The organism is Parendozoicomonas sp. 209JJ7-1, assembly GCF_058147085.1.
The window spans coordinates 14638-29532 of record NZ_JBYVJU010000009.1; the positions used below are offsets into that span (position 1 = coordinate 14638).

The window sequence follows — 14895 nt, forward strand, 5'->3', positions numbered from 1 at the left end:
AACGCATCAGCCTTTTTTATTTGTAGCTTTCATATATGTCACTGACGACCGTCGCCTTTTTCGGTGCCATGGAGGCCCGTCTTTCTGCTTTGCCCCATCCCTTTGATGGAAAAAAGCCCGTTTCCGCTGTTGTAGGTCTGAGTGGGGGCGTGGACTCCAGTGTCCTTCTTTATCTATGTCATCGCCTGTTAGGGCAGGGAAAGCTGGCTTCCCTTCGGGCTATCCATGTTCATCATGGTTTAAGCACTTTGGCGGATAGCTGGGTGGACCATATTTCTGCCCTTTGCAGTGAATGGAATATTCCTCTCTCGATTCATCGGGTGCAGGTCAATAACCAGAGTAATATTGAGGATGATGCCCGCAGAGCCAGGTACAGGATTTTTGAGCAGGAACTGACTGCCGGGGAGTGCCTGCTCCAGGGTCATCATCAGGATGACCAGGTTGAAACTCTGTTATACCGGATTATGCGGGGAACCGGTGTGCAGGGGCTGAAAGGCATTCCAGGGCAAAGATCCCTCGGTGAAGGCTGGTTGCTGCGGCCGCTTCTGGATTTTTCCCGGGTACAGATTGAGGCTTTTGCCCGAGAGCAGGGTGTGGTCTGGATAGAAGATGATTCCAACAGTGATACCCGCTTTGACCGTAACTTCCTGCGCAAAGACATTGTACCGGTACTGCACCAGCGTTGGCCGGGGATGAAGTCCGGGCTTGTTCGCCTCTCCGGCTTGTGTGAAGAGGTGGATGAAATCCTGGAAGATGTTGTTTCCCGGGATTTGGATGTCTGCCGTGATGAAGGGCGTTTTCCGGGTTTGGGAAAAGTACAGTTACTCCAGTTGCCGGAATTTGAGCGGCTAACTAAGGCTCGCAAAATGTTGTTGTTACGAGCCTGGCTGACAAGTCTGGACTTGCCTGTGCCGGGTCGTGATGCTCTGGAAACAATTTGCCGGCAGGTAGCCGGAGCCAGGCCCGATGGTGAACCGCTTCTTGGCTGGCCGGGTGTTGAGATGCGGCGTTTTCGTGGTTGGCTGGTGGCTGGCCGACCCCTTGAGCCAGCACGTTTGATTAAAGCGGTGGAGTTCGCTGGTAATGAGCAGCTTTCTGGTAATAAATTGGTGCTGCCCGGTAATGGTGTGGTGAGTTACTTCCCGGTTCTGGCAGGCGCAAGCCATTCCTCTAATAAAACAGTTTTGAGAAAAGAAATTTCCTGTCAGTGCTCCCTGAGAGGAGAGCTTGCTTTTGAGCCTTTTGCGCTTTCCGGGCGTAAGGGGCGCAAAACCATGAAGAAGTGGCTGAATGAGTTGGGGGTCCCTCCCTGGCTCCGCCCCCGGCTGCCGGTTTTTCATGGGGGTAATCGAATTATCGCGATTCCCGGCGTCTGTGTCGCAGAGGGTTTTCAGGCGCTTGAGGGGCAGGAAGGGTGGCTGCTGGAATGGACGCTTCAGTAGGCCGCAATCCTTGTATAGCCGGCGCTCACATCCAGTAACAGTTTTTAACAGCTCCTTTTGGCGGCGCTATCTTGGGCTGTCTACACTTCGCACGTTTTTACCTGGGTGGGAGAGGAAATTCATGGCTGTGCGGTGTGGTAGGTGTAGTAAAGGGCGTTTCGAGGCCGGCAGACTGGCTTTATCTGTAGCTGTGATTGCAACAGCTTGGGCAGTTTCCCAGGCTGGAGTGGCCTATCAAAATGAAGGAACCCAGGCTTATGCTCCTGGAGGTTCTGAAATATCCGTAACCGGAGAGTATACGACGGCTGTACGTAAGGCTCGCCTGTTGTCCGGTGTGTCAGGGCTGGCTCTGGAGCTTGATCTGGCTGGAACTCCTGAGCGGATTCCTCCCCATGCTTCCTTATCAGTGCATGCTGACCGCTCGGTTCTGCGGTTTGATGATCTGGCCGGGTTTTTCCCTTTCGAGTGTCCTGTTCCGGGTATGGATGGCGCTTTTGTCCATAAATTCCTCCGCGCCCAGATGGCTTACAACACAATGGGTGAGTTGGAAGATGTCCAGTTTGATGGTTCTGTGGATATCGAGAGCAGTGCGATTCTGGCTGGTGCTGTGGAGAAAAGCTTAAGAGTTTTGGCTGAGCGTGGTGACTTGCTTCAGAGATTGGGAAGTGACGCGATAGCTTTGAGCCTTGTTCGCAATGATGATGTGGTACTGAGTTTTTACAGTGATTCCGGTGCTGCAGAACTATTGGTGGAGGTGACTGTACCCAGAGTGGGAATGCCTGCAGTAAATGTGGTTGATCCCCGGTTGCAGTATGTGGGATATGAAGTGTCATCTTCCGGTGAAAAAGATTTGGGAAGTTTAAGGGTTATCGGTGTACTTGAGTCTTATGAAGGCAGTCTGTCCGGGGTTGTGGCCGGGTATCTCCAGGATATTGTCTCCAGTGTTCGCTATGAAGGGTTGCGAGAGAACCTGTTGAAGATGGGAACTGCCGGAGAGGGTGGTATGGAAGCAGGCTGGAGTTATTCCAGCGGCTTCAGGTATGCCGGTCCACAGGTGTTGGCCAGAGTCTCCAGGGGAGACTTCGGTGCGGATGTTCTCGGCTATCCCGGAGGGATTCCCAAGCTGGTACTGAGTAAGGGTGATCTGTATGCCGGGGGGACTCTTGAGGAGGCAAGTGGAGCCCTGGCGCTGGCGATTCGGGAATATCTGGATGAGTTACAGTTGGCATTGCCCGAGGGAAAACTGGCTCAATGGCCCCTGTTCGAGCGTGAGAGGATGAAGCTGGTTGTTCCGGATGAGCTTTACCGGGCTTTGCAGAATGAGCACAGGTTGCTGAAACCGGTCAGAGATTTGATCACTGAAGTGAATGGGCAGATGGAAAGAGACCTGAATATCAGCCTGAAGGATGCTCTCAAGAATAGGGTCGTGCCTAGATCCCGGGTGGTATTCAGTCGTGGTGGCGTGGGTGGTCGGTGGCTGTGGTCCATGGCGAAACAGGGAACCCTGGCTTTTGTCTCCAATGCAGCAGTAGGTGGTGGTATCAGTCTTGGGGTTCGGGTTTATGAGCAATATCGGGCCGATGGCCGGTTGCCCCACCAGTATACTCCGGTTGAGCGTAACCGGATGCTGGTGGCCGCAGGTAAAGACGCAGCCCGTCATGGCGTCTCCGGTGTGGCAACATTCGGACTGATGTCTGTGACCAAATTTCCGGCTGCCTTTGCGGGTATGGCTGTGGGGGCGGGCAACAGACTGTTTGATAGCTATCGGGCAGGCACTTTGAACTGGGCTAACGGACCTGGCGAAGTCACCAGGGCAGGTCTGGAATCATTCGCGGCCGGTATGGGAAGTTATATTGGTGCCAGTGTGGTCAGTCAGTTGCCCCGCTTTATCAGCGGAACACCGGGATTCCAGTTGACGGGAGTGCTGGCGGGCAGTCTGGCGGGTCATTATATCTACCAATACGCTTACGAAAACCGCGAAAAACTACTCCCCGTGATGCTGAATCTTCGAGGGAGAGAGAGGTCAGTACCTGCTCGGGGAATGTTCAGGGTCAACTGATACTGCCGGTTTTCGCTTCTGCCACTTAACCGACCCGCTTCCTTGTATAAGGAAGCGGGTCTTTATTAATACTGTCTCACCTAACAGGCCCTAACATCTTCGTGTTTGCGTTGAGGCATTGGTTACTTTTTGGTATCCTGCAATCCCATCTTGAGTGCATTCTTTCTCTACCCCCAAGGCGTTAAGTCGCCAATCAGAAAACAGGTTTTCGATGACGCGCTACATATTCGTCACGGGCGGTGTTGTTTCCTCACTTGGAAAAGGCATTGCGTCCGCTTCTCTTGCTGCCATTCTTGAAGCCCGCGGGCTGAAAGTGACCATGCTTAAGCTGGACCCTTACATCAACGTAGACCCAGGGACCATGAGTCCGTTCCAGCATGGTGAGGTTTTTGTCACTGAAGATGGGGCTGAGACTGATCTTGATCTTGGGCATTATGAACGTTTTGTCAGCACGACCATGAGCCAGGGTAACAACTTTACCTCTGGTCGTGTTTATGAGCATGTACTGCGCAAAGAACGTCGCGGTGATTACCTTGGTGGTACGGTGCAGGTGATCCCCCATATCACCGATGAAATCAAGTCCCGCATTATTGCCGGTGCCGGCGACGCGGATGTCGCACTGGTGGAAATTGGCGGTACCGTGGGTGATATTGAATCCCAGCCGTTCCTGGAAGCTGTCCGTCAACTGAAAGTTGAACTGGGTTCCCGGCGTGCCCAGCATATGCACCTGACCCTGGTGCCCTGGATCAAGACCGCTGGTGAGCTGAAAACGAAACCGACCCAGCACTCTGTAAAAGAGCTGCGTTCTATTGGTATTCAGCCTGATATCCTGATCTGCCGTTCTGAGAAACACATCGATATTTCTTCCCGCCGTAAGATCGCCCTGTTCACAAACGTGGCGGAGCAGGCGGTTATCTCTCTGGAAGATGCGGATTCCATCTACCGCATTCCCGGCATGCTGCGGGAGCAGAGCCTGGATCAGACAGTTGTAGACAACCTCGGCCTGGAGTGTGGCCCGGCGGACCTCTCTGAGTGGGAAGATGTTCTGGATCGGGAGATGAACCCCAAGAAGGAAGTGACAGTGGCCATGGTAGGCAAGTACATGGAGCTGCTGGATGCTTATAAGTCTCTTATCGAGGCAATGAAACACGGTGGTCTGAGTACCCGCACCAAGATCAACCTGCGTTATATCGATTCTGAAGATATCGAGCGTAACGGCACCGATGTTCTGAAAGATGTTGATGCGATTCTGGTGCCTGGTGGTTTCGGTAACCGGGGAGTGGAAGGCAAGATCAAAACCGCTCGCTATGCCCGTGAGAACAAGGTGCCTTATCTGGGTATCTGTCTGGGTATGCAGGTGGCGGTGATTGAATATGCCCGTCATGTGGCCGGCCTGGAAGGGGCTAACAGTACAGAATTCCACACCGAAGCCAAACATCCGGTGATCGGCCTGATTTCTGAGTGGCTGGATGAAAGCGGTAAGATGGAGCAGCGCACCGATTCCTCTGACTTGGGTGGCACCATGCGTCTGGGGGCCCAGCTCTGTCATCTGGAGCCGGGTACGAAGGCCGGCGAAGCCTATGGCGCAGAAACTATTAAAGAGCGTCACCGTCACCGCTATGAGGTGAATAACAACTACGTTGAGCAGCTGGAAAAGGCCGGTCTGGTGGTGTCCGGACGTTCCGTCGACAAATCCCTGGTAGAAGTGGTGGAAGTCAGGGATCATCCCTGGTTTGTGGCCTGTCAGTTCCACCCCGAGTTTACCTCTACGCCCCGCTACGGCCACGGGCTGTTTACCGACTTTGTAAAAGCTGCGGTCGAGTACGGGAAGAAATAAGTCATGCAGGTAAAAACAATTACTCTGCCCAATGGCATTGAGATCGCGAACGACAAGCCGTTTGTCCTGTTTGGCGGCATGAATGTTCTGGAGTCCCGGGAGCTGGCGATGGAAATTGCCGGACACTATGTAGAGCTGACCCGCAAGCTGGGTATTCCCTATGTGTTCAAGGGGTCTTTCGACAAAGCCAACCGTTCCTCCGTGGCCTCCTACCGTGGTCCGGGCATGGATGAAGGGCTGAAAATCCTTCAGGACATCAAGGATACCTTTGATTGCCCGGTAATTACCGATGTTCATGAAGTGCATCAATGCAAGCCGGTGGCGAATGTAGCTGATGTCATTCAGTTGCCGGCATTCCTCGCCCGCCAGACCGATCTGGTGGTAGCCATGGCCAAAACCGGTGCTGTGGTGAATGTGAAGAAGCCCCAGTTTATGAGTCCGCCACAGATGGGTAATATCGTTGACAAGTTCCGCGAAGCCGGCAATGAGCAGATCATGCTGTGCGAACGTGGTACCTGCCTGGGTTACGATAACCTTGTCGTTGATATGCTGGGCTTTCGTACCATGGCAGAAGTGAGTGGTGGTGCGCCGCTGATCTTTGACGTGACCCATGCCCTGCAGTGCCGTGATCCCAGTGGTGCCGCTTCCGGCGGCCGTCGTCGTCAGGTCACGGAACTGGCCCGTGCCGGTATGGCTCTGGGGCTGGCGGGCCTGTTCCTTGAGGCGCACCCTGATCCGGACAAGGCTCTGTGTGATGGTCCAAGTGCCCTGCGCCTGAGTCAGCTGGAACCGTTCCTGATGCAGATGCAGGCCATTGACCGTCTGGTAAAAGGGTTTGATGAGCTGGATACCCAGTAAATCAATTTGATATTTCTCAGGTCTTGCAAGAGGGGAAAGTTGAAAGAGCATTATCTCTTGAGTCCTGTCTTCTGTTGCTACATTCTTTAAGTATCGAAAGAAAGAACATCACTATTGCACTTATGAAAGCTGTTCTGACTGTATTATCCCTGTTGCTGATAGCCCTCCAGGTTCGTTTATGGGCCGGTGAGGGGAGCCTTGCCGCACTCAGTCGGGTAAGGGAAAAGATTGCTGCCCAGCAAAAGGACAATAACAAGATGCAGGCTCGCAATAATACTCTGACCGCAGAGGTTGTAGCCCTGCAGCAGGATGCGAACAAGAAGGGGCTGGATATTGTCGAAGGCCTGGCTCGACGGGAGCTGGGAATGGTGCGTAAGGGTGAAACTTTTTTCTTTATGCCTGACTGAATATGATGTCTTCTGATTCAACCTCCCTTGCACACAGCGGAAGCTGGAATCTGTCTTGGCCAGTAGCTCTGGGTGGCCGGGCAGGCTCGGCTCTGTTCAAACAGCACCCTGAAGATTTTCAGGTCCGTGAGCAGTTGCCTTTCGCCCCTGTAGGCTATGGTGAACACTTGTTTCTCCATATTGAAAAAAACGGACAAAACACCAGCTGGCTGTCCAGACAATTGGCAAAGCTGGCGGATATTCCCGCCGCAGATGTCAGTTATGCGGGGTTAAAAGACCGTCATGGTGTAACGTCCCAATGGTTCAGCCTGCGGATTCCCGGCCTTGCGCCGAAGAATGAACATGCTGACTGGGTCATCAGGCTTTCCAATATAGAAGGCGTACGTCTTCTTTCTTCTTCTAGACATGACCGTAAACTGCGAATCGGCGCTTTGGAAGGGAACCGCTTTGTTTTGCGTCTGCGCGAGTTTGAAGGTGACCGGGAAAAGCTGGAGCGCCTGCTAACGCTTATCGGACAGAAGGGGGTTCCCAATTATTTTGGGGAGCAGAGGTTTGGTAATGATGGCCATAACCTGACAATTGCGACCAGACTGTTTTCCGGGCAGATTCGTCTGAATCGAGAAAAACGAAGTTTCGCCCTGTCTGCCGCGCGTTCTTTTTTGTTTAATCATCTGCTGGCTGAGCGTATCCGCACCGGCAGCTGGTGTCAGTTAACGGCGGGTGACGTGTTAACCTTTCCGGATTCCGCTTCCCTTATTTTGCCGGAGCGCCGTGATGATACAGTGCCGACCCGTTTTGAAGCAGGTGAATTGTTGAATACCGGCGCTATGTGGGGCAAGGGTGATCTTGCCTCCTGTTCCCGGGTTGGAGAACTGGAAAAAAGGATTGCAAGTCAGTGGCCGGATTTTGCTGAAGGACTTGAGAAAAAAGGTCTTAAGCAGGAACGCAGAGCGCTGGTATCCAGAGTGAAAGACCTGGCCTGGCGCTGGCTGGATAATGATATTGAATTGGCGTTTTTCCTGTGCCGTGGCACTTATGCAACATCGGTCGTGCATGAGTTGGTGGATGTCCGGGCTCCGGTTATTTAAAACTGGCTATCTAAAAGCTGACGTTTGAGGAAATTAGTTGTTTCGCCGTAAATCGGTTAGGGTAAACTTAAGGGATAACAGTCTGGCAGTCTGGCCTGTCAGGAGATAAGGAGTAAGTAGGTGTCTATGGGAGTTAACCTTGCGGGAATAGGCATGACGTCACGCAGGACACGAGACCGGCTGATACAGCGTTTATATGACCAGGGAATCACCGACTCCCGCGTGATTGAGTGTCTGCGCACGGTGCCCCGGCACATTTTTATTGATGAGGCTCTGGCTCACCGGGCCTATGAAGATACAGCTCTGCCCATCGGGTATGGGCAGACTATTTCCCAACCTTTTATTGTGGCCAGGATGACCGAGGCTTTGCTTGCTGCCGGTCCTCTCAAGAATGTTCTGGAAGTGGGAACTGGCTCCGGATACCAGACAGCTGTGCTCTGCGAACTTGTGGACAAAGTTTTTACGGTTGAACGTATCCGGCCGCTACAGGAACGGGCCCGTAGAAAGCTTCATCTGATCAAGGCATTTAATGTATTTTACCGTCATTGCGATGGTGGTATGGGCTGGCCGGAAAGGGGGCCGTTTGATGGCATTATTGTTACAGCCGCTCCGGAAAATATTCCTGATGAACTGCTGCAACAGCTGGTGGTTGGTGGTCGGCTGGTGATTCCCGTGGGTGGCCTGGAGCAGAGCCTGTATCGGATTACCCGAACGGAATCCGGTTTTGAAAAAGAGTATCTTGAGCCTGTGCGCTTTGTTCCCCTTCTAAGTGGTGTTGTACGCTGACGGATTTATGCAATTAAAAAACTCTCTTCTGTTATTTATCAAAGGACTGGCTATGGGGGCGGCGGATGTTGTTCCCGGTGTATCCGGTGGCACTATTGCTTTTATTACCGGTATTTATGATGAGCTGCTTGGCAGCCTGAAAAAATGCGGTCCCGGCGCGTTGGGCGTGCTGCTCCGTGACGGGCTGGCAGCGTTCTGGAGACATATTAACGGCACCTTTCTGGTGGTGCTGTTTGTCGGGGTGCTGACCAGCGTTTTTACCCTGGCCCGTGGCATTACCTGGCTGCTGGCCAATCATCCGATTCCCGTATGGTCATTTTTTTTGGGCCTTGTTTTGATGTCTGTCTGGCATGTGGGCCGGCAGATTCACCGTTGGAACGGCGCGTCTCTTGGGGCATTGGCTGTTGGCACAGTCCTGGCCTGGTGGATTGCCGGAGGTGTGCCTTTGGGGACTCAGGAGGCAGGCTTGCTGACCTATCTGTGGGTAGGTGCATTGGCTATTTGCGCGATGATTCTTCCCGGTATTTCAGGAAGCTTTATTTTGCTGTTGCTCGGTTATTATGCCCCGGTAATGACAGCTATCAAGTCACTGGATATTGCTATTATTGCGACGCTGGGTATAGGTTGCGTGGCGGGTTTGCTGTTGTTTTCCCGTTTTCTGTCCTGGTTGCTTCTGCGGGCGAGAACCGTAACCCTGGCTTTTCTGATCGGTCTGATGATTGGTTCCCTGAACAAGCTTTGGCCATGGAAAGAGACCCTGACCACCCGTATCAACAGTAATGGTGAAACTGTTCCCCTGCTACAGCAGAATATCCTGCCAGGAACTTATTCCGGTCTGACTGGAGAAGCCTCTCAAGTTGTATTTGCGACGGCGGGTGTAGTGGTAGCTGTGGCGCTTGTTCTGGGGATGAACAGGCTCTCTGATTATATGAAAAAGCCATCCGGGATCAAGGAAAATTAAGAGGTCTTTCCTGGGGATAACCCACTCTGGAAATGCTTGAGATGGGGAAAAAGCCAGCGGATACAAGGGGAAAACTTGTGGATTACTCGTATATATCTCTCTTTTTTTAGACTTTATAAGAAATATTCAAAGTTTTTATATAACTATCTGGAATTAATAAGGGTGCAGCTCCTGTCAGGGACTTCATGGAGAGGGTGCGATATTGCTCACAGGGTTTATCCAATTTCATTTGAGTGTTTGCTCAAAAATCATGGGTATGGGCCTTGTCGCACTGCTGTTGGTCTCCTGCGCCACTCCGCCTTCTGATATTCCTATCAGCTCCCGTACCAAACCGCGCACCATCACCTGGGGTACTCATACAGTAAAACCGGGAGAAACCCTGTACACCATTGCCTGGCGATATGGCCAGAATTTCAACAGGTTAGCGGCCGTTAACGGTATTCGCCCTCCCTATACGATCTACCCCGGCCAGAAGCTTCGACTGGGAGGTTCACCTGCCTCTTCTGCAAAGACAAAGAAACCTTTACGAAAGAAAACAGTCGTGACCTCTTCACAACGCCCCTGGACAGGAGTAAAGTCCGCGCCGAATAAAAAACAACCAGTCGTTAATAAAACTATAAAGTCATCTGCAGGCGGAAAAATCCATTGGCGCTGGCCAGCTTCGGGAGAACTGGTGGCGAAATTTTCGACTTCCGGCAAGCTCTACAAGGGTGTTGCTATTGGTGGTCGTATCGGAGAACCTGTAGTGGCAACGGCGGGTGGAGAAGTGGTTTACTCCGGAGCCGGGCTGAAAGGGTATGGAAACCTGGTGATTATTAGACATAGTAAGAGCTATCTCAGCGCTTATGCCCATAACCGGGTGCTGCTGGTCAGCGAAGGTGACCGGGTTAAAGCGGGTCAGAAGATAGCCGAATTAGGTTCTACAGGGACTAACGAGCCAAGACTGCATTTCGAAATACGGCGCAACGGTACGCCTGTCGATCCTCTTCTTTTCTTGCCGAGACGTTGAGGTCATTCGTACGAAGTAGCGGTCAGGCATATAAAAGACGGACCTGTAAAAAGGTCGTCGATACAGCCAGAGGCTGTTCGGCTGTGAGTGGGACCAATCAGATAGGACTGGCACTTATGGCATTAAAAAAGGAAGAGACTGAATTAACCGCAATGAATGTTGATCTGAATCTGGAAAAGGAATTCGATTCGGATCAGGCAAAAGAAGTCATCGGTTCAGATTCGGAGTTGTCTCAGCAAAACACTGTGCAAAAAAGTACCTCCTCCGGTACAACCCGTGCCCGGGAAGAGGATACTTTTTATAAGTCACTTGACGCAACCCAGATGTATCTCAATGAAATCGGTTTTTCTCCTCTGCTGACCCCGGAAGAGGAGGTGCATTTTGCCCGCCTGGCCCGGAAAGGCGTGGAAGCAGGCCGTCGTCGTATGATTGAGAGTAACCTGAGGCTTGTGGTCAAGATCTCCCGGCGCTATGTCAACCGCGGACTGTCGCTGCTCGACCTGATCGAAGAGGGCAACCTCGGGCTGATCAGGGCGGTGGAGAAGTTCGACCCGGAGAGGGGATTTCGTTTCTCGACCTATGCCACCTGGTGGATACGGCAGACCATTGAACGGGCCATTATGAATCAGACCCGGACAATCCGTCTACCTATACATGTGGTCAAGGAACTGAATGTCTATCTGCGGGCCGCGCGGGAGCTGACCCAGAAACTGGATCATGATCCAACCCCGGAAGAGATTGCAGAGCTGCTCGACAAGCCCGTTGACGATGTCAAACGTATGCTTGGCCTGAACGAGCGGGTGACTTCTGTGGATACTCCCCTGGGTCATGACTCAGACAAATCCATCCTGGACACCATTTCCGATATTCGGGAAAGTGACCCTGCGGTTCTGCTGCAGGACAGTGACCTGAATACAAGTATTGATAAATGGCTGTGCGAACTGTCTGAAAAGCAGCGTGAAGTGGTTGCCAGGCGGTTTGGTCTGAGAGGATATGAAACCAGCACACTGGAAGAGGTGGGTAAAGAGATAGGTCTGACCCGGGAGCGTGTTCGTCAGATTCAGGTCGAAGCGCTGAAGCGTTTACGGCTGATTCTGGAGAAGCAGGGTCTGACCAGCGACTCTTTATTTAGTGGTAGCTAAAGAAGTTGTTCAATTTGAACTGGTTTTAACTGTTTCTGATAATCAACAAAAAAGTCATGGTTGCTTGACGAGGGCTCACCATGGCTTTTTTGTATCCGGCTGTCTGTTACTGCATAAGCGTTACTGCTCAAGCAGTGCCAGCTTTCCGGGTTTGCCGTCCCACTCTTCAGCGTCAGGCAGAGCAGATTTTTTCTCGGTAATGTTGGGCCATACATCTGCCAGGACAGTATTCAGCTCAATGAACTCCTGCTGGTCTTCAGGTACTTCATCTTCAGAGAAAATGGCGTTAGCCGGGCACTCCGGTTCACACAGGGCGCAGTCAATACACTCATCAGGATGAATGACCAGGAAGTTCGGGCCCTCGTAGAAACAGTCAACGGGGCAAACTTCAACGCAGTCTGTGTACTTGCACTTGATGCAGTTTTCACCCACTACGAAAGCCATGGCAGATACTCCATCTCAATTATCAGGATTCAGGCATTATGATTCTAGCGCCGTTCCAGGGCAATTTTTTACCTTGCCGGCTGTCTTAAAGCGGCGCTATCTTACCAGTTTGCTGTTATATGTGACAGCCTGCAGTGCGGTTATTACGTGTGGGAGTGAGTCTGCTCTGCTGAAAGTAGAAAGGGTTCCAACAGACCAGACAGTCACAGAGAGCTGTAGAGAGCTGCAGAGAGTTATTTAATGCTCTCTTTCAGTTCGTACAGCAGGTTCAGTGCTTCCCTTGGCGTAAGATCATCAACGGACAGTTCATCCAGTTTTTCAATAGCAGGATGGGGCTGAACGGAGAACATATCCGCCTGGGGGCTGATCATATCAACTCGGCGCCGGGTAGCTTCAGATTTTACAGCAGGCTCGGCACTCTCCCCCGCTTCCAGTTGTGCCAGTCGTTCTCTGGCCAGCAGAATAACATCCCTTGGTACGCCAGCAAGCTGGGCCACCTGCAGGCCATAACTCTGGCTGGCCGGGCCTTCCTGTACCGCATGGAGAAAGACTATGCTGTCTCCATGCCCGGTGGCATTCAGGTGTACGTTGGCAACCCCTTTGGTTTCTTCCGGTAGCTGGGTCAGCTCAAAATAGTGGGTGGCGAACAGGGTAAAGGCTTTTACTTTGTCCGCCAGGTGTCGTGCGCTGGCCCAGGCCAGGGAGAGACCATCGAAGGTGCTGGTGCCCCGGCCCACTTCATCCATCAGAACAAGGCTGCGCTGGGTGGCGTTGTTCAGGATGCTGGCGGTTTCTGTCATTTCCACCATAAAGGTTGAGCGGCCACCAGCCAGATCATCGGATGAACCTATGCGGGTAAAGATTCTGTCTACCAGGCCAATTTTGGCGCTGGCGGCAGGAACATAACTGCCAATATGAGCAAGAAGAACAATAAGAGCGGCCTGACGCATATAGGTTGATTTACCACCCATATTCGGGCCGGTAATTACCAGCATACGGCGGCTGTTGCTGTTCATCTCCAGGCTATTGGCGACAAAAGGTTCATCAAGAACCTGTTCAACCACCGGATGGCGGCCTTCGTCGATATGAATTCCCGGGTTTTCGGACAGCTCCGGACGACAGAGATTCAGGCTCTGGCTGCGTTCTGCAAGGCTGGTCAGTACATCCAACTCGGCGGTCGCAGACGCGGAATCCTGCAGCAGGCCAAGATGTTCATTGAGTTTCTCCAGCAGCCCTTCGTAAAGAGCTTTTTCCCTGGACAGTGCCCGGCTCTTGCTGGACAGGGCTTTATCCTCAAATTCCTTAAGCTCCGGAGTGATAAAGCGTTCGGTGTTTTTCAGGGTCTGGCGACGGATGTAATCGACGGGTGCCTCATCGGATTCACGACGGCTTAGTTCTATGTAGTAACCATGAACCCGGTTAAAACCAACTTTCAGGGTGTTTAAACCGGTGCGCTGCTTTTCCCGCTGTTCCAATTCAAGCAGGTAGCCGCCAGCATTTTCACTGAGTGCCCGCAGTTCATCCAGTTCGGTGTCGTAACCGGTAGCGATAACACCACCATCGCGAATGACCACTGGCGGATTTTCGATAACAGCTCGCTGAAGCAGATCAACTTCTTCCGGGAAAATACTGATACGCTCAGACAGGCTGGAGAGCAGGGGAGTATCCACGGATGTCAGATGGGTCTGCACTTCCGGAAGCGTGGCCAGGGCATCCCGTAACCGGGCCAGATCCCGTGGCCGGGCGGAGCGTAATGCGACCCGGGCAAGTATCCGTTCAATATCGCCGATACTCCTAAGAATTGGACTCAGGGCTTCGTAGGTGTAGTGTTCAACCAACCCGGTAATGGCACTCTGGCGCATATCCAGTTTCTGGAGGTTGCAGAGCGGGCGGTTCAGCCAGCGAGCCATCAGGCGGCTGCCCATGGCTGTGGAGGTGGTATCAAGCACTGAAAGCAGGGTGTTGTCCTTGCTACCGCTCAGGTTGATATCCAGTTCCAGGTTGGCCCGGCTGGCGGCGTCCATCACCACGGTTTCTTCCCGGCGTTCTACAGACAGGGATCGGAGATGGGGCAGTTCAGCACGTTGGGTATCCCGAACATACTGCAGCAGACAGCCAGCGGCTTCGATAGCAACAGTCAGGTGTTCACAGCCAAATCCGGCCAGGTCTTTGGTGCCAAACTGACGGGTCAGCAGGTCTCGAGCGCTGTCGGTATCAAAACACCAGGGGGGCTGATTATTAACACCCTGTCGTTTGCTGATGGCGGCCGTGTAAGTGCGGTCCTCGCTAAGCAGCAGCTCTCTGGGATTCAGGCGCTGGACTTCGCTGAGAGTGGCCTCTTCGCTGGCCACTTCCATGACCCGAAAACGACCACTGGTAATATCCAGCCAGGCCAGGCCGTAGGTGGATTCGCCGTGATGATCATGGCGGTGAATCGCCATCAGCCAGTTGTCGCTGCGCTCTTCCAGCAGGGCTTCATCGGTGACGGTCCCTGGGGTCAGAACCCGCATCACTTTGCGCTCAACAGGACCTTTGCTGGTAGCCGGATCGCCTACCTGTTCGCAGATGGCGACGGATTGCCCCAGGCGTACCAGCCGGGCCAGATAACCTTCGGCTGCGTGGTATGGAATGCCGGCCATGGGAATCGGCTCGCCGGCGGACTGGCCCCGGGTGGTCAGGGTAATGTCCAGCAGTTCGGCGGCTTTACGGGCATCGTCGTAGAACAGTTCGTAAAAATCACCCATGCGGTAAAACACCAGCTGGTTGCGGTGTTCCTGCTTGATGCGCAGATACTGCTGCATCATTGGGGTGTGGGATGCTTTCTTATCTTTGGCCATTCAGGTGGTCACTAAAACTATTTCT

Annotated in this window: 12 protein-coding genes; 10 read left to right on the plus strand and 2 right to left on the minus strand. The window is 52.8% G+C overall.

The genetic code is table 11. The features are described 5' to 3' along the window. Positions 1–35: 35 nt before the first annotated feature. From tilS to rpoS, 10 genes are all read left to right on the plus strand, one after another. Positions 36–1442 (plus strand): tRNA lysidine(34) synthetase TilS, encoded by a 1407-nt coding sequence (tilS, locus tag ACY2RQ_RS10410; RefSeq protein WP_490112904.1) that lies wholly within the window; start codon positions 36–38, stop codon positions 1440–1442. Positions 1443–1632: 190 nt separating this feature from the next. Then, entirely contained in the window at positions 1633–3501 is a 1869-nt protein-coding gene (locus tag ACY2RQ_RS10415) for a hypothetical protein (protein ID WP_490112905.1), read from the plus strand. 211 nt (positions 3502–3712) lie between these two features. Next, on the plus strand, positions 3713–5338 hold the full coding sequence (gene pyrG, locus ACY2RQ_RS10420) for a CTP synthase (protein WP_490112906.1): 1626 nt from the start codon (positions 3713–3715) through the stop codon (positions 5336–5338). A gap of 3 nt (positions 5339–5341) precedes the next feature. Beyond that, on the plus strand, positions 5342–6196 hold the full coding sequence (gene kdsA / locus ACY2RQ_RS10425) for a 3-deoxy-8-phosphooctulonate synthase (protein ID WP_490112907.1): 855 nt from the start codon (positions 5342–5344) through the stop codon (positions 6194–6196). 74 nt (positions 6197–6270) lie between these two features. Next, entirely contained in the window at positions 6271–6603 is a 333-nt protein-coding gene (locus tag ACY2RQ_RS10430; protein WP_490112908.1) for an FtsB family cell division protein, read from the plus strand. A 2-nt stretch (positions 6604–6605) separates the two neighbouring features. After that, positions 6606–7691 (plus strand): tRNA pseudouridine(13) synthase TruD, encoded by a 1086-nt coding sequence (gene truD / locus ACY2RQ_RS10435; RefSeq protein WP_490112909.1) that lies wholly within the window; start codon positions 6606–6608, stop codon positions 7689–7691. A gap of 126 nt (positions 7692–7817) precedes the next feature. Further along, a complete protein-coding gene (locus ACY2RQ_RS10440; protein WP_490112910.1) occupies positions 7818–8477 on the plus strand; it encodes a protein-L-isoaspartate(D-aspartate) O-methyltransferase in 660 nt (219 codons plus the stop codon). Positions 8478–8484: 7 nt separating this feature from the next. After that, positions 8485–9438, plus strand: a complete 954-nt coding sequence (locus ACY2RQ_RS10445) for a polyprenyl-phosphate transporter (protein ID WP_490112911.1) — start codon at positions 8485–8487, stop codon at positions 9436–9438. A gap of 229 nt (positions 9439–9667) precedes the next feature. Further along, positions 9668–10447, plus strand: coding sequence for a peptidoglycan DD-metalloendopeptidase family protein (locus ACY2RQ_RS10450; RefSeq protein ID WP_490112912.1), 780 nt, complete (start codon positions 9668–9670; stop codon positions 10445–10447). Between the two features lie 116 nt (positions 10448–10563). Beyond that, positions 10564–11589 (plus strand): RNA polymerase sigma factor RpoS, encoded by a 1026-nt coding sequence (gene rpoS / locus ACY2RQ_RS10455; RefSeq protein ID WP_490113046.1) that lies wholly within the window; start codon positions 10564–10566, stop codon positions 11587–11589. Positions 11590–11709: 120 nt separating this feature from the next. Here rpoS and fdxA read toward each other — a convergent pair whose 3' ends face one another. Together fdxA and mutS are read right to left on the minus strand one after the other, a co-directional pair. Further along, a complete protein-coding gene (gene fdxA, locus ACY2RQ_RS10460) occupies positions 11710–12033 on the minus strand; it encodes a ferredoxin FdxA (protein ID WP_490112913.1) in 324 nt (107 codons plus the stop codon). Between the two features lie 233 nt (positions 12034–12266). After that, positions 12267–14870 (minus strand): DNA mismatch repair protein MutS, encoded by a 2604-nt coding sequence (gene mutS / locus ACY2RQ_RS10465; protein WP_490112914.1) that lies wholly within the window; start codon positions 14868–14870, stop codon positions 12267–12269. Between the last annotated feature and the right edge of the window lie 25 nt (positions 14871–14895).